The organism is Pseudomonas reidholzensis (genome assembly GCF_900536025.1).
Classification (GTDB): Bacteria; Pseudomonadota; Gammaproteobacteria; order Pseudomonadales; family Pseudomonadaceae; genus Aquipseudomonas; species Aquipseudomonas reidholzensis.
In genome coordinates this window covers 168,939-187,555 of sequence record NZ_UNOZ01000013.1, presented here as the reverse complement: position 1 = coordinate 187,555, position 18,617 = coordinate 168,939, and the positions used below count along the sequence as shown (strand labels likewise).

The 18,617-nt window shown below is 64.5% G+C and carries 21 protein-coding genes and 1 pseudogene; 12 read left to right on the top strand and 10 right to left on the bottom strand.

The window, feature by feature from the left end; all coding sequences use genetic code 11:
* Nucleotides 1–29: 29 nt before the first annotated feature.
* Nucleotides 30–968 carry a ZIP family metal transporter gene (locus CCOS865_RS08820; protein ID WP_119139870.1) on the top strand — a complete coding sequence of 313 codons (939 nt, stop codon included), beginning with the start codon at nt 30–32 and terminating at the stop codon, nt 966–968.
* A gap of 118 nt (nt 969–1,086) precedes the next feature.
* On the opposite strand, the gene CCOS865_RS08815 is transcribed toward CCOS865_RS08820, so the two are convergent.
* Together CCOS865_RS08815 and CCOS865_RS08810 are read right to left on the bottom strand one after the other, a co-directional pair.
* Nucleotides 1,087–1,617 carry a hypothetical protein gene (locus CCOS865_RS08815; protein ID WP_119139868.1) on the bottom strand — a complete coding sequence of 177 codons (531 nt, stop codon included), beginning with the start codon at nt 1,615–1,617 and terminating at the stop codon, nt 1,087–1,089.
* Nucleotides 1,618–1,676: 59 nt separating this feature from the next.
* On the bottom strand, nt 1,677–2,201 hold the full coding sequence (locus CCOS865_RS08810) for an ankyrin repeat domain-containing protein (RefSeq protein ID WP_119139866.1): 525 nt from the start codon (nt 2,199–2,201) through the stop codon (nt 1,677–1,679).
* Between the two features lie 267 nt (nt 2,202–2,468).
* Here CCOS865_RS08810 and CCOS865_RS08805 point away from each other — a divergent pair, with 267 nt between their 5' ends.
* Nucleotides 2,469–2,741 carry a DUF3509 domain-containing protein gene (locus CCOS865_RS08805; protein ID WP_119139864.1) on the top strand — a complete coding sequence of 91 codons (273 nt, stop codon included), beginning with the start codon at nt 2,469–2,471 and terminating at the stop codon, nt 2,739–2,741.
* Nucleotides 2,742–2,868: 127 nt separating this feature from the next.
* Here CCOS865_RS08805 and CCOS865_RS08795 read toward each other — a convergent pair whose 3' ends face one another.
* The 3 genes from CCOS865_RS08795 to aroC form a co-directional block, all read right to left on the bottom strand.
* The gene (locus CCOS865_RS08795; protein ID WP_119139862.1) at nt 2,869–3,405 is read right to left on the bottom strand and encodes an oxidase; all 537 of its coding nucleotides are present in this window, start codon (nt 3,403–3,405) and stop codon (nt 2,869–2,871) included.
* Complete coding sequence (locus CCOS865_RS08790) at nt 3,405–4,559, bottom strand: MFS transporter (RefSeq protein WP_119139860.1); 1,155 nt, start codon at nt 4,557–4,559, stop codon at nt 3,405–3,407. Before CCOS865_RS08790 ends, CCOS865_RS08795 begins: the two co-directional genes overlap by 1 nt.
* A gap of 132 nt (nt 4,560–4,691) precedes the next feature.
* A complete protein-coding gene (gene aroC, locus CCOS865_RS08785; protein ID WP_119139858.1) occupies nt 4,692–5,783 on the bottom strand; it encodes a chorismate synthase in 1,092 nt (363 codons plus the stop codon).
* A gap of 265 nt (nt 5,784–6,048) precedes the next feature.
* Between aroC and CCOS865_RS08780 the strand changes: the two genes are divergently transcribed.
* Nucleotides 6,049–7,011 (top strand): alpha/beta hydrolase, encoded by a 963-nt coding sequence (locus CCOS865_RS08780; RefSeq protein WP_119139856.1) that lies wholly within the window; start codon nt 6,049–6,051, stop codon nt 7,009–7,011.
* Between the two features lie 93 nt (nt 7,012–7,104).
* Nucleotides 7,105–7,890: a hypothetical protein gene (locus CCOS865_RS08775; RefSeq protein WP_119139854.1), complete on the top strand. Its 786-nt coding sequence runs from the start codon at nt 7,105–7,107 to the stop codon at nt 7,888–7,890.
* A 135-nt stretch (nt 7,891–8,025) separates the two neighbouring features.
* On the opposite strand, the gene prmB is transcribed toward CCOS865_RS08775, so the two are convergent.
* Nucleotides 8,026–8,934: a 50S ribosomal protein L3 N(5)-glutamine methyltransferase gene (prmB, locus tag CCOS865_RS08770; protein WP_119139852.1), complete on the bottom strand. Its 909-nt coding sequence runs from the start codon at nt 8,932–8,934 to the stop codon at nt 8,026–8,028.
* Nucleotides 8,935–9,112: 178 nt separating this feature from the next.
* On the opposite strand from prmB, the gene CCOS865_RS08765 reads away from it, so the two are divergent.
* The 5 genes from CCOS865_RS08765 to CCOS865_RS08745 all read left to right on the top strand — a co-directional run bounded on the left by CCOS865_RS08765 (nt 9,113) and on the right by CCOS865_RS08745 (nt 11,897).
* Complete coding sequence (locus CCOS865_RS08765) at nt 9,113–9,703, top strand: cysteine hydrolase family protein (RefSeq protein WP_119139850.1); 591 nt, start codon at nt 9,113–9,115, stop codon at nt 9,701–9,703.
* 94 nt (nt 9,704–9,797) lie between these two features.
* Nucleotides 9,798–10,118 carry a hypothetical protein gene (locus CCOS865_RS08760; protein ID WP_119139848.1) on the top strand — a complete coding sequence of 107 codons (321 nt, stop codon included), beginning with the start codon at nt 9,798–9,800 and terminating at the stop codon, nt 10,116–10,118.
* Between the two features lie 170 nt (nt 10,119–10,288).
* Entirely contained in the window at nt 10,289–10,849 is a 561-nt protein-coding gene (locus CCOS865_RS08755; protein ID WP_119139846.1) for a Smr/MutS family protein, read from the top strand.
* A 70-nt stretch (nt 10,850–10,919) separates the two neighbouring features.
* Nucleotides 10,920–11,465 carry a GTP cyclohydrolase I FolE gene (gene folE, locus CCOS865_RS08750; protein WP_119139844.1) on the top strand — a complete coding sequence of 182 codons (546 nt, stop codon included), beginning with the start codon at nt 10,920–10,922 and terminating at the stop codon, nt 11,463–11,465.
* Nucleotides 11,466–11,525: 60 nt separating this feature from the next.
* Nucleotides 11,526–11,897 (top strand): glutaredoxin family protein, encoded by a 372-nt coding sequence (locus CCOS865_RS08745; protein ID WP_119139842.1) that lies wholly within the window; start codon nt 11,526–11,528, stop codon nt 11,895–11,897.
* 102 nt (nt 11,898–11,999) lie between these two features.
* Here the strand turns inward: CCOS865_RS08745 and CCOS865_RS08740 are convergent, their stop codons facing one another.
* The gene (locus CCOS865_RS08740; protein ID WP_119139840.1) at nt 12,000–12,602 is read right to left on the bottom strand and encodes a glutathione S-transferase family protein; all 603 of its coding nucleotides are present in this window, start codon (nt 12,600–12,602) and stop codon (nt 12,000–12,002) included.
* A 142-nt stretch (nt 12,603–12,744) separates the two neighbouring features.
* Here CCOS865_RS08740 and CCOS865_RS08735 point away from each other — a divergent pair, with 142 nt between their 5' ends.
* From CCOS865_RS08735 to CCOS865_RS08725, 3 genes are all read left to right on the top strand, one after another.
* Entirely contained in the window at nt 12,745–13,935 is a 1,191-nt protein-coding gene (locus CCOS865_RS08735) for a benzoate/H(+) symporter BenE family transporter (RefSeq protein WP_119139838.1), read from the top strand.
* Nucleotides 13,936–14,192: 257 nt separating this feature from the next.
* Entirely contained in the window at nt 14,193–14,609 is a 417-nt protein-coding gene (locus tag CCOS865_RS08730) for a helix-turn-helix domain-containing protein (protein ID WP_119139836.1), read from the top strand.
* 1 nt (nt 14,610) lies between these two features.
* Nucleotides 14,611–15,936: a type II toxin-antitoxin system HipA family toxin gene (locus CCOS865_RS08725; protein ID WP_119139834.1), complete on the top strand. Its 1,326-nt coding sequence runs from the start codon at nt 14,611–14,613 to the stop codon at nt 15,934–15,936.
* Between the two features lie 45 nt (nt 15,937–15,981).
* On the opposite strand, the gene CCOS865_RS28695 is transcribed toward CCOS865_RS08725, so the two are convergent.
* The 3 genes and pseudogenes from CCOS865_RS28695 to CCOS865_RS08715 form a co-directional block, all read right to left on the bottom strand.
* On the bottom strand, nt 15,982–16,686 hold the full coding sequence (locus CCOS865_RS28695) for a methyl-accepting chemotaxis protein (RefSeq protein ID WP_415842659.1): 705 nt from the start codon (nt 16,684–16,686) through the stop codon (nt 15,982–15,984).
* 204 nt (nt 16,687–16,890) lie between these two features.
* Nucleotides 16,891–17,067 (bottom strand): annotated as a pseudogene (locus tag CCOS865_RS28690) (hypothetical protein); the annotation flags it as partial.
* 1,033 nt (nt 17,068–18,100) lie between these two features.
* Nucleotides 18,101–18,373: a DUF3077 domain-containing protein gene (locus tag CCOS865_RS08715; protein ID WP_119139830.1), complete on the bottom strand. Its 273-nt coding sequence runs from the start codon at nt 18,371–18,373 to the stop codon at nt 18,101–18,103.
* Nucleotides 18,374–18,617 lie beyond the last annotated feature (244 nt).

The window sequence follows — 18,617 nt, the reverse complement described above, 5'->3', positions numbered from 1 at the left end:
CTGCCTTGATTCCCTGCCCTGAGGTCCGCATGCCCCCCGCCCACACCGAAAGCGCCGCCCCCTCCTCGATGCTCAGCGCCTGGCGCCAGCAAGCGAGCAACACGCCCTGGCTCAGTGCCGGCCTGGGCCTGAGCCTGGTCGCGATCATCGCGCTGCTGCTGGCGAGCCTGTGGAACGCGGTCAACGGCGATCACGCGCAGCACCTGCACCTGGCCGTGCTGGGTGGCCTCGCCGGCTTTGGCGCCACGGCGCTGGGCGCGGTGCTGGCGGTGGTGCTGCGCGATGTCAGCGCCCGCAGCCAGGATGTGATGCTCGGCTTTGCCGCGGGGATGATGCTCGCCGCCAGCTCGTTCTCATTGATTTTGCCGGGCCTGGACGCGGCCCGCGAGATCACCGGCAACGGCCCGGCGGCGGCGTTTACCGTGGTGCTCGGCATGGGCCTGGGCGTGCTGTTGATGCTTGGCCTCGACCGTTTTACCCCGCATGAGCACGAAAGCACCGGGCCGTGCGGGCCAGACGCCGCGCGGATCAACCGGGTGTGGCTGTTCGTGCTGGCGATTACCTTGCACAACCTGCCGGAGGGCATGGCGATTGGGGTGAGCTTTGCCAATGGCGACATGAACATCGGCCTGCCGCTGACCAGTGCCATCGCGATCCAGGACATTCCTGAAGGGCTGGCCGTGGCGCTGGCGTTGCGGGCTACCGGGTTGTCGAATCTGAAGGCGGCGCTGGTGGCGGTTGGTTCCGGGATGATGGAGCCGTTGGGGGCGGTGATGGGGCTGGGGATTTCGACCGGGTTTGCCCTCGCTTACCCGATCAGCATGGGGCTGGCGGCGGGGGCGATGATTTTTGTGGTGTCCCACGAAGTGATTCCGGAGACCCACCGCAATGGGCACCAGACGGCGGCCACCCTGGGGTTGATGGGCGGGTTTGCGGTGATGATGTTTCTCGACACCGCGTTGGGTTGAGCATTGGGGCCGCTTTGCGGCCCTTCGCGGGTGAACCCGCTCCCACAGGGATCGCCGCTAACCCCTGTGGGAGCGGGTTCACCCGCGAAGGGCGGCGCAGCCGCCCCAGTACACCGATTTAAACGTGAACGGCGACCTTGAGGGCTTCCAACGCCGGCTCCACCTTGATGCCCACCGCCTCACCCAGCTCCAGCACCCGCGCCAGGTCGTTCTGCCCGACCATCACCATCTGCAGCTCGTCATCCAGCAACTGGCTGAAGTTGAGCAGCACATACCCCCCCGCCTCTTTGTTCAACGCGCCCATCTGCACCTGGATGCGATTGAGCGCGGTCAGCGCCTCGGTCTTGGCCAGCTGCTTGGGCTTGAGGTTCAGCGCCACACTCTTGTCGAACGAGTCGGTAATGCTCTGGAACAGCTCCTGGTAGCTGTCGCCCAGGAACACCACGGTTTCTGGCAGGCTGCCGAGCACCACCCATTCACCCAGCGGGATCGGGAAGCTGTCGTCGTAGATGATGTCCGGATTGGCGGCCAGGAAGGCGGCCGGGTCGGCGTACGCCTGGGCCGCCTCGTCGGCGATGCGCTCGATGTCTTCATCGGGCATGCAACCGGCGCCGATGAGGCTGATGAATTCGCGCAACTGGTCTTTCATGAGGGGGCTCTGCAGTGGTGAAAAAGTCACCAAGGATAGCCGCAAACGCCCCCTGAGGGTTAGCCGGCCAGCGCCTGCAGGCGCGCGGCGGTGTCCACCGCGCCCATGGTTTGCGCTGCGGCCAGGGCATTTGCGCCACGGGCGTCCTGGTGCGCCGGGTCGGCGCCCTGGGCCAGCAGGTAGTCGAGGATCTCGTTGCGGTTGAACATCGCCGCGAGCATCAAGGCGGTGCGCCCGTCGGCAGCGGCGGCGTCCACCGGCACGCCGTGCTCCAGCAGCAGCTGGATCATCGGCAGGTCGCCCTTGAACGCCGCGCCAGCAATCGGCAACTGGCCGTTGTCGTTGGCGATCAGCGGGTCGGCGCCGTGTGCCAGGAGCACCCGCACCGCCTCGTGCTGGCCGTGGTAGCTGGCGAGCATCAGCAGCGTGTCGCCCTTGTGGTTGCGCAGGTTGGCCGGCAAGCCGCTGGCGAGCAGGCGCTCGAGCATGGCGGCGTCGCCACGGCGGGCACGCTCGAAGACTTCATCGGCAAAGGCCGCAGCCTCGTCATCGTTCATCGGGGTGGCGGACGGGTGAGCGGACATCGGGAACCTCCTGGCACATTGGATAGCCCAAGTGTTTGTCAGGCACCACCGTGGGGTCAAAGGTTCAGATTCTATGGGGGCCAGAGGCGCAGTCTATGGCCTTGCAAAATGCACTATGCAAAATGCATGACCATGCACAATGCACGAGGCGGGCTTCGGCAACTTATTTTAAGTGACTGATTTATAAGGGTTTTTTACACGAGGAAAGCTGGCACGGTCACTGCAACCTTCAACTCACGTCTGCCAATACAACAGTCAGGAGTTGATATGGACCTCATCCAGCAAAAGTTCACCTCGGTGTTTTCCGCCTACCAGGTCGCTACTCAGCCTCGCCCGGATGGGGGCATCCTGCTGACCCTGCGTGCAGCCGATGGCAAAGTGACGCGTCGGGTGCTGACCTATGGGCAAATGCACAGCGCCGAGCAGCTGTCCTGGGCGATCAGCGCGATCCGCCGTGACCTGGCCGAGCAGGCCAGTGAGTTGCCGGTGATCACCATGCTGCAGAGCCAACAGCGGTTTGCCCTGCCGACGTATCGTTGATCCAGAATTTGGGCCGGCCCATCGCGGGCAAGCCCGCTCCTACAGGTACCGCGCCGCAATCAAGAGCGGCGCGCGCCCTGTAGGAGCGGGCTTGCCCGCGATGGGCCGCAAAGCGGCCCCAAAATCCTCAGAACTCATCCATGCCGAGGAATTCACGGGCACTGTCATCCCCGGTAAAGCTCGCCTGCTTCCCCTGCTCATCGCTGAACAAACGCAACGCCAGGCAAAACGGTGTCTCCCCCAAGTCGATCCAGCGCCGGGCCCCAGCCGGCACGACCAGCACATCACCCTTCTCGCACAGCACCCCATACACGTACTCGCCCACCCGCAGGCTGACCTGAGCCCGCCCGCTGATCACCGCGAACACCTCGTCGCCGGCATGCACATGCTCGTCCCGCAGGTCGACCTGATCCGCCGCCACGCCCTCGCGATTAAGCAATTCGAACGCCGCACAGCGATGCTCGGTCATCAACCGGTCCAGCGGCGCACGGCACGCCTCCAGCACCTCATCGCGCGAAGTGCCCGGGCGAATCCGCAAGTCATGCGGCTGGTGGGCAAGACGCACGCCCTGCTCGGCCAAGGTCGCGACGACGTCGTCGTGGTGGGTCAGCAGCTTGTACGGCAGGCCAGGGCTGGAGGTGTGGAAAACGCTGAGGGTGCTCATCAGGGGCTGTTCCTGCTATCGGACATTCGAGTGGCAATGATAACGGCTGCAGCGAACGCCGCGACGCTGGCCATACCAAAGGTGAAGTGCGGGCCCAGCAGGTTCCAGCTGTAACCCGAATACAAAGCGCCCAGCGCGCCGCCGGTGCCGGACAATGCCGCATACAGCGCCTGGCCCTGGCCTTGCTGGCGCGCGCCGAAGCTGGACTGGACAAAGGCGATGGCGGCGGCATGGAAGCAGCCGAAGGTCGCCGCATGCATGACCTGCGCGAGGATCAACACCCCCGGCAGGTCCGCCAGGTTGCCCAACAGCAACCAGCGCAGCCCGGCGATGACAAAGCTCGCCAGCAGCACCCGGCGCACCGAGAAGCGCGCGAAGATGCGGCTCATGGCCATGAACACCAGCACCTCCGCCACCACCCCCAGCGCCCACAGCAGGCCAATGCTGCCGCGGCTGTAGCCGAGGTGTTCCAGGTGCAGGGTGAGGAAGGTGTAGTACGGCCCGTGGCTGAGCTGCATCAGCGCCACACAGAGGTAGAAGGCGAGCACCCCGGGCGCACGCAGTTGCCGCAGGAAGCCCCCTGCCCCGCTGCGTTCGGCCTGCTCGACCGGCTGTGCGTTGGGGATCCACAGGCTGGCGAGGAAGATGCCCGCCATGATCGCCACCAGCGCCACCGGGTAGATGTCCAGGCTCAACCATTCGAACAACCGGCCCAGGCCGACCACCGTGAGGATGAAGCCGATCGAGCCCCACAGCCGCACCTGGCTATAGCGCGAGGTCTGGCCGTGCAGATGGGCCAGGGTGATGACCTCGAATTGCGGCAGTACCGCGTGCCAGAAAAACGCATGCAAGGCCATGACCATTGCCAGCCAGGCGTAGCTCTTGGCGAAGAAGATCAGCGAGAAGGTGGCCAGGGTCGCCAACGCACCGAGGCGCACGATCAGCAGGCGCTGGCCGCTGCGGTCACCCAGCCAACCCCACAGGTTGGGGGCGATGCAGCGCATCAGCATGGGGATCGCCACCAGCTCGCCGATGCGCGCCGGGGAGAAGCCCAGGTGGTCGAAGTACAGCGCCAGGAAGGGCGCCGTGGAGCCGAGCAGGGCGAAGTAGAACAGGTAGAAGCTGGACAGGCGCCAGTAAGGGATTGCGGGCATGGGGGTCAGTTCATTGTGGACTGACTGTACTGGCCCCTTCGCGGGTAAACCCGCTCCCACAGGGTTTTGCAGCGCTGCAGATCCTGTGGGAGCGGGTTTACCCGCGAAGAGGCCAGTACAGGCGATAGCGGATTAAAGCTGACCCAGCACCGGCGTATTCACCCGCACATCAGCATTCTGTGCCCGATGACGCAGCAGGTGGTCCATCAGCACGATCGCCATCATGGCCTCGGCGATCGGCGTCGCACGGATGCCCACGCACGGGTCATGACGGCCCTTGGTGATCACCTCGACCGGGTTGCCGTCGACATCGATCGAACGGCCCGGGGTGGTAATGCTCGAGGTCGGCTTCAGCGCCAGGTGCGCGACGATCGGCTGGCCCGACGAGATACCGCCGAGGATGCCGCCGGCGTTGTTGCTGAGGAAGCCTTCCGGGGTCAGCTCGTCACGGTGCTCGGTGCCGCGCTGGGCGACACTGGCGAAGCCGGCGCCGATTTCCACGCCCTTGACCGCGTTGATGCTCATCAGCGCATGCGCAAGTTCTGCGTCCAGGCGGTCGAAGATCGGCTCACCCAGGCCCGGCATCACGCCTTCGGCAACCACGGTGATCTTCGCCCCGACCGAGTCCTGGTCGCGGCGCAGTTGGTCCATGTACGCCTCGAGCTCCGGCACCTTGCTCGGGTCGGCGCTGAAGAAGGCGTTTTCTTCGACCGAGTCCCAGGTCTTGAACGGGATCTCGATCGGGCCCAGCTGGCTCATGTAGCCGCGCACGGTGATGCCCTGGCTGGCCAGGAACTTCTTGGCGATGGCGCCGGCCGCCACGCGCATGGCGGTTTCCCGCGCCGAGCTGCGGCCACCGCCGCGGTAGTCGCGCTCGCCGTACTTGTGGTGGTAGGTGTAGTCGGCGTGGGCTGGGCGGAACAGGTCCTTGATCGCCGAGTAGTCCTTGGACTTCTGGTCGGTGTTGCGGATCAGCAGGCCGATCGAGCAGCCGGTGGTACGGCCTTCGAACACCCCGGAAAGGATCTCGACTTCGTCGGGCTCCTGGCGCTGGGTGGTGTGCCGGCTGGTGCCGGGCTTGCGCCGGTCGAGCTCGTGCTGCAGGTCCGCCAGGGAGATTTCCACGCCGGGCGGGCACCCATCGACAATGGCGACCAACGCCGGGCCATGGCTTTCGCCTGCGGTGGTGACAGTGAACAGCTTGCCGTAGGTATTGCCGGACATGGACGCTCCGCGAATCAGCCTGAATTTGGATGAGAGGGCAGTATACGGAAAGCGGCTGCCTTGCGAGCAACAATCCAAGGGATTTGTCGCCCAGGCTGACCTCTTCGCGGGTAAACCCGCTCCCACAGGGCGCTTTGCAATGCCTGGGTTTTGGACCTTGCCCAGAACCCTGTGGGAGCGGGTTTACCCGCGAAGAGGCCGGCACTGGCTACACGAACCTTCCCCTGCGGCCCCGGTCCAACCCTCATCTCCCCACGAAGCCCCCATGATGCTGCGCCTCGCCGCCCTCCTCCTGCTGTTGTGCACCAGCCTCGCCCACGCCGCCGCCCCGACCGTCCTGCAGCGCCCGATCGACCTCGACACCGGCCAGGGCGTGCTGCACGGCAGCCTGCTGCTGCCCCAGCAAGCCACCCCGCCGCCCGTGGTGCTGATCATCGCCGGCTCCGGCCCGACCGACCGCGACGGCAACAACCCCGCGGGCGGGCGCATCGACAACCTCAAGCGGCTGGCCCTGCTGCTGGCCGGCGAACACATCGCCAGCGTGCGTTTCGACAAGCGCGGCGTGGCCGCCAGCCAGCCGGCCACCCCGGACGAGCGCGACCTCAGCGTCGAGCGCTACGTCGCCGACACCGTCGCCTGGGCGCAGCAGCTCAAGGCCGACCCACGCTTCGGCCCGCTGATCCTGCTCGGCCACAGCGAAGGCGCGCTGATCGCCACCCTGGCCGCTGAACAAGCCGGCGCCAGCGCGGTGATCACCGTCGCCGGCAGCGGCCGGCCGGTGGCCGAGGTGCTGCGCGAGCAGCTGGCCCAGCGCCTGCCGCCGGCGCAACTGACGGCAGGCGCTGCCCTGATCGACCGCCTGCAGGCCGGGCAGACCAGCCTCGATGTGCCGCCCGCACTGCGCGAGGTGTTTCGCCCGAGCGTGCAGCCGTACCTGATTTCGCTGCTGCGCCAAGACCCGGCCGCTGCCTTTGCGCGATTGGGGGTACCGGCGCTGATCCTGCAGGGGCGCAACGATGTGCAGGTCGAAGTGGCTGACGCCGAGCGGCTGAAGGCGGCCAAGCCGGATGCCCAACTGGTGTTGATCGACGGCATGAACCACATGCTGCGCATCAGCCCACGGGCGATGAGCGGCCAGCGCGAGAGCTACCAGAACCCCGAGTTGCCGTTGGCACGTGAGCTGGGTGAGCGGATCGTCGCGTTTATTCGTCAGTTGCCGCCGGCCTGAGCAGTTTGCCCTCAGGTCCTGGCGGCATCTGCCGATAAGCAAGCATCGGGCCCGCGACTGATGGGCCGCCGTGTGCCTGTGAGGACGACCCTGATGACCGATGCCCCCGTCGCTGAGGCGACCGAAGAGCCGCAAGCCCCGGAAAGCGCCGCGCTGCCGTGGGCGGACCTGGCCGCCGAACATTTCCAGCTGTTGCGCCTGGCGCCGCTGCCCACCGACCGCAACAGCGGTGCGCGGCCGCTGCGCTTCGTGCAGTTCGGCTATGCCGAGCGGCACAACCGCGAGCAAAGCCTGCTGCGCATGCAGATCAACCTGCCCGGGCAAAAAGTGCGCAAGGAGCAGAACCAGCTGGATATCCGCGTCGACCACACCGAGCACCTCGTGCGCATCGGTGCCGAAGCGGGCCTGCAACTGGAGCCGCTCAACCGTGGCCTTGGCCGCTTCATGCTGGCCCAGGCCGTGCAGTGGCTGCAGGCCAACTGGTCGCATTACCGGGTCGAAGGCATGGCCCTGCCGAACAAGGACGCGCTCAACGAAGACACCCGCCTGCGGCGTGACAATGTGCTGCGCCATGTCGGCGTCGAGGTGGCGTACGCCGAGGGCCAGGTGCTCAAGGGCAGCACTGTGGAGTTGGCTGTTGGCCAGCTCAAAGGCGGCTGGAACACCGAGAAGGTCCAGCGCGTCGACACGCTGGAGTCGGCTGGCATGCTGCAGCAGGCTGAACAGACCTTGCTGGAGAAGGAAGCGCAGCTGCGCGAGCGTGATGAGCGCGTGGCCAAGTACCGGCGGGAGGATGGCGGGCTGCGGTTTACCATTACCTGCCTGGTGGCGTTTGCCATGTTCCAGGCGGGGTTGTTGATATGGATTGCTACGCGCTAGGGGTTGAAATCCAGTGGGGCCGCTTCGCGGCCCTTTCGCGACACAAGGCCGCTCCCACAATTAGACCGCGTTGCACAGCCCCCTGTAGGAGCTGGCTTGCCTGCGATGGGCTGCGCAGCAGCCCCCCGGCTCACCTCAAACGCGTGACTGGAACAGCTCCTGATGCTGGCGGCACTGCTCGGCCGTCAGCATGAACACCCCGTGCCCACCGTGCTCGAACTCCATCCAGGCAAAGTCGACCTCCGGGTACAGCGCCTCGACGTGCACCTGGCTGTTGCCCACCTCGACGATCAGCAAGCCCTTCTCGGTCAGGTGATCAGCCGCCTCGGCGAGCATCCGCCGCACCAGGTCCAGGCCATCGTTACCGCACGCCAGGCCCAGCTCCGGCTCGTGCTGGTACTCGGCCGGCATGTCGGCGAAGTCTTCGGCATCGACATACGGCGGGTTGGACAGGATCAGGTCGAAGCGCTGCCCCGGCAGGCCGCCGAAACCATCGCCCTGCACGGTGTACACGCGCTCATCCAGGCCATGCCGTTCGATGTTCTGGTTGGCCACTTCCAACGCGTCGAACGACAGGTCGGCCAGCACCACTTCGGCCTCCGGGAACACATCCGCAGCAACGATACCGATGCAGCCCGAGCCGGTGCACAGGTCGAGGATGCGTGCCGGCTCCTGCGCCAGCCACGGCTCAAAGCGTTTTTCAATCAGCTGGCCAATCGGCGAACGCGGCACCAGCACCCGCTCATCGACCACGAACGACATGCCGCAGAACCACGCCTCGCCCAACAGGTAGGCGGTGGGTACGCGGTCTTCGATACGGCGCTTGAACAGGTGCTGCAAGCGCACCCGCTCATCGTCCTCGAGCTGGCAGTCCAGGTAGCTGTCGGCGATTTCCCACGGCAGGTGCACGGCGCCCAGCACCAACAGGCGGGCCTCGTCCCAGGCATTGTCGGCGCCATGGCCGAAGAACAGCTCGTGCTCGTGGAAGCGGCTGACCGCCCAGCGGATGTGGTCGCGCAGGGTGCGCAGGCGGGATGTGATCACGGGGTACTCCTTTTCAGACAGGCCAAAAGTCTAACAGGCCCACCCGCTGAAATGTTCCACCGCGCGCTCGCCGACACGCCCCAAGCCAGTAATTACGCCGCTTGCGTTGTCAACCATTCCCATTAGCGGCCAAGCAAGGGAGAATAGGCCTACAAAAGCCCTACTGAAGGAGCCCTTGATGTCCGTTCCAACCACGATGTTCCGCCTCAGTGGCCGCGACTACCCGCCGGCCAAGCTGGGCAACGCCAGCCTGATCATCATCGATGCGCAGAAGGAGTACCTCAGTGGTCCCCTGGCGCTGTCGGGCATGGACGAGGCCGTGGCCAACATCGCCAGGTTGCTCGACGCCGCGCGTAAGGCCGGCCGTCCGATCATCCACGTCCGTCACCTGGGCACCGTTGGCGGCCTGTTCGACCCGCAAGGGCCGCGCGGCCAGTTCATCGAAGGCCTGGAGCCGCGTGGCGATGAAGTCGTCATCGAAAAGCGCATGCCCAACGCCTTCAAGAACACCCAACTGCACGAAACCTTGCAGGAGAAGGGCCACCTGGACCTGATCGTCTGCGGTTTCATGAGCCATTCCAGCGTCAGCACCACCGTGCGCCGCGCCAAGGACTATGGTTATCGGTGCACCCTGGTCGAGGACGCCTCGGCGACCCGCGATCTGGCCTTCAAGGACGGCGTCATCCCAGCCGCCCAGATCCACCAGGGTGAAATGGCCGTGATGGCCGACAACTTCGCCTGCGTCGCGCCGACCGCCAGCCTGGTCTGACGGCACCGCTCGCAACGGCTACCGCCCGGCGGTCGGGCGGAACCCGCGGGCGGCGCACCGGTCGAATTCCGGATACCCATAGAGGAAATCGGGAATGAAGCTCTCTGACAGTTTCGATGCCAAGCGTCTCCGCCCGCGCCAACCGCGCAACTGGGGCGCCCGTTTGGCCGCCGGTCTGTCTGCCTTGCTGGCCACGCTGGGGATTCTCCTGGCGATGGCCGGGTTTGCGGGGCTGCTGGGCAATTACGAGGCGCTGGCCGAACTCAATGCCAACCGGCCGTTGTCGGGGATTCTGACGGCGGTGGGGTTGTTGTTGCTGTGGGCGGGGGTGCGGTTCTGGCGGCGGAGCCGGATCCGTCTGCGCCGTGGGCGCGAGCTCAACCTTTCGCCGCACCTGATGAAGAAACACGACTAGGCAAGGTGTCAGTGCCGACCTCTTCGCGGGGCAAGCCCGCTCCCACAGGTTCTGCGCCGCTGTAACGGTCAGCGGAGATCCTGTGGGAGCGGGCTTGCCCCGCGAAGAGGCCCGCACAGGTGTACGCAGGCGCGCACTCGCGTAAACTACGCCGCCACGTGGAGGCCTGCATGCAAGACGACGATTTTTCCCTGTTCCATGCCGAAGTGCGCGGCGTCAAGCCGATCAAGCACGACCGTGCCGAGGTCGGCAAGGCCAAGGCTGACCGCAAGCAGCTGGCTGGCCTGCGCCAGTCGGCCACGGTGCGCACCGACCAGCCGTTGGTGGTCGATGGCATGTCCGATCAGTTCGTCATCGATGTCGGCGCCGAAGACGAGTTGATGTGGCGCCGCGACGGCGTTCAGGAAGGCCAGCTGCGCAAGCTAAAGCTCGGCCAGATCGCCTTTGAAGGCAGCATCGACCTGCACGGCATGAACGTCGAAAAAGCCCGCGAGATCCTTTGGGCGTTTCTCGCCGAAGCCACCAAGCTCGAAGTGCGCTGCGTGCGCGTCACCCACGGCAAGGCCGCGCGCATCGACGGCAGGCGGCCGATGATCAAGAGCCACGTCAACACCTGGCTGCGCCAACACCCGCAAGTGCTCGGCTTTACCTCGTGCCAGGCCCGCCACGGCGGCACCGGCGCGGTGTACGTGATCCTCAAACGGACCATGCTCGACGGCCGCGACGAATAACGCCGCGCTTGCAGCGCCGCCCGCGCCGCCGTACCCTTCTTTATTTGCGATTATTCCCACAGGTAGATCCATGTCCCTGGAACAGAACTACACCGAGATCCTCAGCCAGATCGGCGAGGACGTCTCCCGTGAGGGCCTGCTCGATACGCCCAAGCGGGCTGCAAAGGCGATGAAGTACCTTTGCCGCGGTTATGAACAGACCCTGGAAGAAGTCACCAACGGTGCGCTGTTCAGCTCCGACAACAGCGAGATGGTGCTGGTCCGGGACATCGAGCTCTACTCGATGTGCGAGCACCACATGCTGCCGTTCATCGGCAAGGCGCATGTTGCCTACCTGCCCAAGGGCAAGGTGATCGGCCTGTCCAAGGTCGCGCGGATCGTCGACATGTATGCCCGTCGCCTGCAGATCCAGGAAAACCTCAGCCGCCAGATCGCCGAGGCGATCGAGAAAGTGACCGGCGCCGCGGGCGTGGCCGTGGTCGTCGAAGCCAAGCACATGTGCATGATGATGCGCGGTGTCGAGAAGCAGAACTCGAGCATGATCACCTCGGTGATGCTGGGCGAGTTCCGTGAAAACGCCGCCACCCGCAGCGAGTTCCTCAGCCTGATCAAGTGATCGGCCGCTGACCCGAGCCGACCCTGAGGGGTCGGCTTTTTATTTGTTCAGGAGTTGCCCATGATCGTCAAAGCCCTGCGGGTCGGCCTCGGCCAGCTTATCGTGTTCGGCGACTGGATCAGCCGCCCGGCCAAGCAAAAGCGTGACCCGGCGGCCCAGGCCAAGGTCGAGCAAGCGGCCCAGGACCTGGCGCTGTACCAGTTCCATGCCTGCCCGTTCTGCGTCAAGACCCGGCGCAACCTGCACCGCCTGAATGTGCCGGTGGCACTGCGTGATGCCAAGAACGACCCCGTGCACCGCCAGGCGCTGCTCGAGGGTGGCGGCCGGGTGAAAGTGCCGTGCCTGCGTATTGAAGAGCAAGGGCAGGTGACCTGGATGTATGAGTCCAAGGCCATTATTGCCTACCTCGACCAGCGCTTCGCCCAGGCCTGAGATTTGTAGGGCCCGCGAGGGCCCTATCGCGGGCAAGCCCGCTCCTACAGGGCTCGCGGTCTACGTGTAGGAGCGGGCTTGCCCGCGATGGGGCCATCAACTCTACTCACCCATCGGCACATGCCGCGGATGCGAGGCGACCCTGGCAATCCAGGCCTGCACCGCCGGATACGCCGCCAAGTCAAACCCACCCTGATGCGCCACATGGGTGTAGGCATACAACGCCACATCGGCAATCGAGTACTGCTCGCCGACCAGATACGGCGTCATCTGCAGCTGCTTCTCCATCACCCGCAGCGCTTTATAGCCGCCCTTGTGCAGCCCCTTGTATTCCTCCAGCCGCTCATCCGGCAGCCCCAGGTAATACTGGATAAACCGCGCCACGGCGATATACGGCTCATGGCTGTACTGCTCGAAGAACTGCCACTGCAACACCTGGGTACGCAAGCGCGGCTCGCTCGGCAGGAACTCGCTGCCATCGGCGAGAAAGTTGAGAATCGCATTCGACTCCCACAGGCACGTGCCGTCTTCGAGCTCCAGCACCGGCACCTTGCCGTTGGGGTTCTTGGCCAGAAACTCGGGCGTCTCGGTCTCGCCCTTGAGAATATCCACCGGGTGCCACTCGCATTCCCGGCCCAGCAGGCTGAGCATCAGCTTGACCTTGTAGCAGTTGCCCGACTTGTAGTCGCCATAGACCTTGTACATCGCTCCTCCCCTCTCGTGCAGTTGCCGATACCCGGCCAATAGTTGGCGACTGTACGGCTAAAAGCAATGGTCGCTGTATGGCAAGGATCAACCTCAGCCGCGTTAGCCTGAAAAAAACGCTTACCTGTACAAGGACTGCACCATGACCGATGCCACCTCCGCGCGCCTGCGCCCCCTGGCAGACAGCTCCCCGTCGGCAGTGGTCGCCGGCTTTATCGCCATGCTCACCGGCTACACCAGCTCGCTGGTGTTGATGTTCCAGGCCGGCCAGGCCGCCGGGTTGACCACGGCGCAGATCTCGTCGTGGATCTGGGCCCTGTCGATCGGCATGGCCGTGTGCAGTATCGGCCTGTCGTTGCGCTACCGCACGCCGATCACCGTGGCCTGGTCGACCCCCGGCGCGGCGTTGCTGATCACCAGCCTGGGCGGGGTGAGTTATGGCGAGGCGATCGGCGCCTACGTCACCTGCGCGGTGCTGGTGCTGATCTGCGGCCTGACCGGCAGTTTCGAGCGGCTGGTCAAGCGTATTCCGGCTTCGCTGGCCTCGGCGTTGCTGGCCGGGATCCTGTTCAAGATCGGCAGCGAGATCTTTGTCGCCGCGCAGCACCGCACCTTGCTGGTGCTGGGCATGTTCTTCAGTTACCTGCTGGTCAAGCGCCTGTCGCCGCGCTACTGCGTGCTCGCTGCGCTGGTGGTCGGCACCGCATTGTCGGGGGCGTTGGGCCTGCTGGATTTCAGTGGCTTCAACCTGCAAGTGGCCACGCCGGTGTGGACCACGCCGAGCTTCTCGCTGGCGGCGACCATCAGTATCGGCATCCCGTTGTTCGTGGTGGCGATGACCTCGCAGAACATGCCTGGGGTCGCGGTGTTGCGCGCTGACGGGTACCAGGTGCCGGCTTCGCCACTGATATCAGCGACCGGGTTTGCTTCGTTGCTGCTGGCGCCGTTTGGCTCGCACGGGGTGAACCTGGCGGCGATCAGTGCGGCGATCTGCACCGGGCCGCATGCTCATGAAGACCCGAGCAAGCGCTATACCGCGGCGGTCTGGTGCGGGGTTTTCTATGGCATTGCCGGGGTGTTTGGCGCGACCTTGGCGGCGTTGTTTGCGGCGTTGCCCAAGGAGTTGGTGTTGTCGATTGCGGCGCTGGCGCTGTTTGGCTCGATCATGAACGGGTTGAGCGTGGCCATGAGCGAGCCGCGTGAGCGTGAGGCGGCGTTGATCACCTTTATGGTGACGGCGTCCGGGTTGACCTTGTTTTCGATTGGCTCGGCGTTTTGGGGGATTGTGGCGGGGGTGATTACCTTGTTGATTCTGAACCCGCGCAAGGCTTGAGATAGTCGGGGCCGCTGCGCGGCCCTTTCCGACCGGTCCGGCGCCCCGGCAAGGCCGCTCCTACAGGTTCATGCTCCTTTTCAGGAGGATTCTGCAACACAAAGAAATATTTGCCTTATGGCTGTTTTAAGCCATGCTTATAAAGATATTTTTGCCTTACACGACTCAGAAGGCCTGAGCTACAATCATCCTATAAAGCAAAGATTTTTTTGCTTAACCAGCACCCACAGGCCTTAACAGCAAGTAAGGTTTTCTTTATGAGAATCCAACGAAAGAGTGATGACGCGATCGCCGCCCAACTCGGCGAAGCATTACGCGAGCGCCGGCTACGCCAAAACATCACCCAGGACCAGCTGGCAGCACAGGTCGGCGTCAGCACCCCAACGCTTCAGAAAATGGAAAAAGGTAGAGGCACGTTACAGCTACTGATTGCAGTGCTCCGAGAGCTTGGCGCACTGGACCTGCTGTCCAGCCTGGTGGAGCTCCCGCGCATCAGCCCGATTGCTGCAGCCCAGACAGGGAAAACTGGACGTGTGCGAGCACTTGGCGTGACTCGCAACAGTCAGGGTCGAATTCGTACCTATACCACGTCGCCTGAGCCCCACCACCCTCAAGGCGGTCACGACGCCCAACCCGACAAGGTCAAACCCTTGCTGATTCCAAGGAAGCACTGACATGGCGATAACGGCAGAAGTCTGGATGTGGGACGTCAAAGTGGGCGCAGTGCTCTGGGATGACAGTCAGGCACCTGCAACAGGCACATTCGAGTTCGACCCAGCGTTTACCGATATCGGGCTTGAGATTGCCCCACTGACCATGCCGGCTGTACCCGGCGAGGTGTACGCATTCCCGTCACTGAACCCTGCCGCGTTCAAATCTTTGCCGCCCTGCCTCTCGGATTCGCTGCCCGACGACTTCGGTAACGCTGTGATCGACGCCTGGCTTGCCAAGGAAGGGCGTGATCCGAAAAGCTTCACCCCGGTCGAACGGTTGCTCTACATTGGCGCTCGCGGGATGGGAGCGCTGGAGTTCAGGCCAGCCGTCGACAGGATCAAAACCAAGATCGAGAAGTTGCAGGTGGAGTCGCTGGTCGAGCTTGCCGGGCAAATCCTCCAACAGCGCCAGCAGCAATATACAGGGCTGCAACTGGGGGGCGGCGAACGGCATGAGGAGGCGATCAAACACCTGTTCCAGGTCGGTTCGTCTGCGGGCGGCCAGCGGCCAAAAGCCATCATCGCCATCAACGAAAAGACCGGCGAGCTTTGCTCAGGCCAAATCACAGCACCCGGCGGCTACAGCTACTGGCTGTTCAAGTTCGATGTCCCCAAACAGGCAGACTCACTCGGTGATCCTGCGGGTTTCGGGCGGGTGGAATACGCCTATCACCTGATGACCGTGGCCGCGGGTATCAACATGATGGAGTGCCGTTTGCACCTTGAGGGCCCACGCGCTCATTTCATGACTCGCCGCTTCGACCGGATGGAGGATGGTGACAAGCTCCATGTCCAGACATTGTGTGCAATGGACATCGCTGACTACACCAAACCGGGCGCTTACTCGTACGAGCAAGCACTCTTGGTAGCACGGGATCTCGGGCTCCCCCGAGAAGACAGCATCGAGCTGTTCCGCCGCGCCGTGTTCAACGTCATTGCACGAAACCAGGACGACCACACCCGCAACATTGCATTCCAAGTGTGGCGAGACGGCGTATGGCGACTCACACCCGCCTATGACATGTGCTGGGCTTACCGCGCTGACTCGGAATGGGTATCCAGCCACCAAATGAGCATCAATGGGAAAAGGGACGATTTCACTCTGGATGACCTGCTTTCGCTGGCCAATCAGATACCCCGCATCCCCGCGAAACAGATCATCAAGGAAGTGGCTGATGCCGTCCGCCGTTGGCGTGATTTTGCAGCCACAGCGGGGATTGAAAATGAGCAACTGATCGAACAGATAGAGCAGACTCACAGACTCTATCTCGCTGAAGCGCTGGTGTGACTCAAGCGCTGATGAGGCTGATGACGCGTAACGATCTGCCCTCGCTCACAACCTGAAATGCCCCACCATCCCCTTCAGCTCATCCCCCAGTTGCACCAGCTCGACACTCGAACGCGCATTGTCCTGCATCGCCAGCGCCGCCTGATCCGCACTGCCACGAATCTGGGTGACGCTGCGGCTGATCTCCTCGGCCACCGAACTCTGCTGCTCCGCCGCCGCCGCAATCTGCTGGTTCATCTGCTGAATCAGTGACACCGCCGCCGCAATACTGCCCAGGGCACTCTCGGTGTGCAGCGTGTCCGCCACCGCCAAGCGCACCAGCTCGGTACTGCCACGGATCTGCGCCACCGACTGCTGGGCATTGCCGCGCAAACTGGCCACCAACCGCTCGATCTCCTCGGTCGACTGCCGGGTGCGCCGCGCCAGCGCACGCACCTCATCGGCCACCACCGCAAAGCCGCGCCCCTGCTCACCGGCACGCGCCGCCTCGATGGCGGCGTTGAGCGCCAGCAGGTTGGTCTGCTCGGCGACGCTCTTGATCACCTCCAGCACATCGCCAATGGTATGGATCTCGGCACTCAAACTGTCGATCCCGGCACTGGCAGTTTCCGCCGCCTCGGCCAGCTGCTCGATACGCTGCATGCTCTGGCGCACCACCTGCTGGCCAGACGCGACCTTTTCGTCGGCCGCCTGCGCCGCCTCTGCCGCTTGCTCGGCATTGCGTGCAACGTCATGCACCGTGGCGGTCATCTGCTGCATCGCCGTGGCGACCTGCTCGGTCTCTTCCTTCTGGTTGCCGACCTCGCGGTTGGTCTGCTCGGTCACCGCCGACAGCGACTGGGCACTGCCGGCCAACTGTTCGATGCCCTGCTGCAAGCCACTGACAATCCCGCACAAGCCCTCGGCCATCTGCTGCATGGCCTGCATCAGTTGCCCCACTTCGTCACGACGGGCCGCTTCAGCGTCCATGCCCAGGTCGCCGGCGGCGATCCGCTGGGCGCGGGCGATCACCCGCTTGAGCGGGCCGACCACCGCCCGGGGGATCAGCCACGCCGCCAGGATGCCCACCAGCAGCGCCAGCGCCGTGGCCACGGCGATCGCCAGCGCATTGCGCTTGAGCTCGTCCTGCATCGCCTGCTCCTGGCCGGCGTAGGCCTGCTCGACGCGTGCGGTGGCCTGCTCGGCGCTGGCCTGCAACTGGGCCTTGATACCTTGCTCCTTGGCGAGCAGGTCGGTGTATTCGTCAAGCTTCTCGGAGAAGCTGGCGATATGCCCGGCCACCTCGCCGAGCACACTCTGGTAGCCGCTGTCCGCGACCGAGCCGCGCAACTGCTCGACCAGCCCCGCCGCCTCGACCGTCTGCGCGATGCGCCCCTGCTCGGCCTCCTCGCCCTTGCGGCTCTGCTCCAGGCGCACCCGCGCCGCGTCCATCGCCTGCAGCATCAGCCGCGAGACCTGGACGACCTGCGCGGCCTGCTCGAGAAATTCCCCGCCTTGCTGGCCCTGCGACTGCTTGAGGGTATAGGTGCCGTCATCACCCAGGCCCGCCTGCAACACGTCGAGGTTGTTGGCGACGCTGGACACCGACCAACTGGCCGTGTCCAGCGCCAGCTCCTTGGCCTGCACCGCTTCGACAAAGGTGTCGAAGGCCTGGCCATACGCGGCCAGGTCGGCCTCGCTGGCACGCAGCTGGGCCACCCCACGGGCGCGCTCGATCAGGCCCTGCACGCCGCTGCGCAAGGCTTCGGCGTCCTGCATGTCGGAGCGCTGGGCAAAACCCTGCTCGTGCTGGCGCAGGCGCAGCAGGTCGGTATTGAATTGGGTCATCTGGCGCAGGCTGTCGAAGCGCTGGCCGACGCTGTACAGCGCGGCGACGCCGATGGCCGCCACCGCCAGGGTCAACAGCAGCACCAGGGCGAAGCCCAGGCCGAGTTTGCGGGCCATGCCCAGGTTGGCCAGAACACCGTGCTTGCTCGCCGCCATCGCTGCTTCCCCCTCGCCTTGTCAGGCTGTTGCGAAGGGCAAGAGTGACAACGGCGCCAGCCCGCTCACAAGGGCCTGGCGCCAGAATAGTGTCAAATAGCTATGTCTTGTCGTTTTCGGGCGTGTCGAGGTCGTCTTGAGGGTGACCGGGGCCGCAGCGCGACCCCGGGCGACGCAGCGGTCAGTGCAGCCGGTTACGGGCGATCTCGATGTCGTCCATGATCGCCTTGGCGAAGGCACTCAGGTAGTCCGCGGCGCCGAGGAACTTGTGGTCGTCCTCCATATCGCCCTCGCGCACCAAGTGCTTGATGTAGCCGAGCAGCACCGAAACCTGCTCATAGGCATGTTCGAAGGGCACGCCGGGCATGGCTCGGAAGATGTGACAGGGCTTGTCGCCGGCCTCGAAGAAGGTTTCGACGCCTACCGTGACGTTGGTTTCGGGATCGTCGCTCATCGCATCACTCCTTGGTCGGGGTGGACGGAGGCGTGGAAGGGGGTGAGTTTGGGTGGGTCGGGTACGATCTTTTTCATGGCAATACTCCCTGATTCCATCTGAAGGAGGCTGCCGCTTTGACCTTCTCATGGATCAAGGGTGGCAGCCGTGCGCGGAGTGAGAAACCGAGGGAATCAAGGAAAACTCGGCCAGACCGAAGTCCGCCCGCGCACGGCCGCCATATCAGCTTGCCGATTTGATTCAT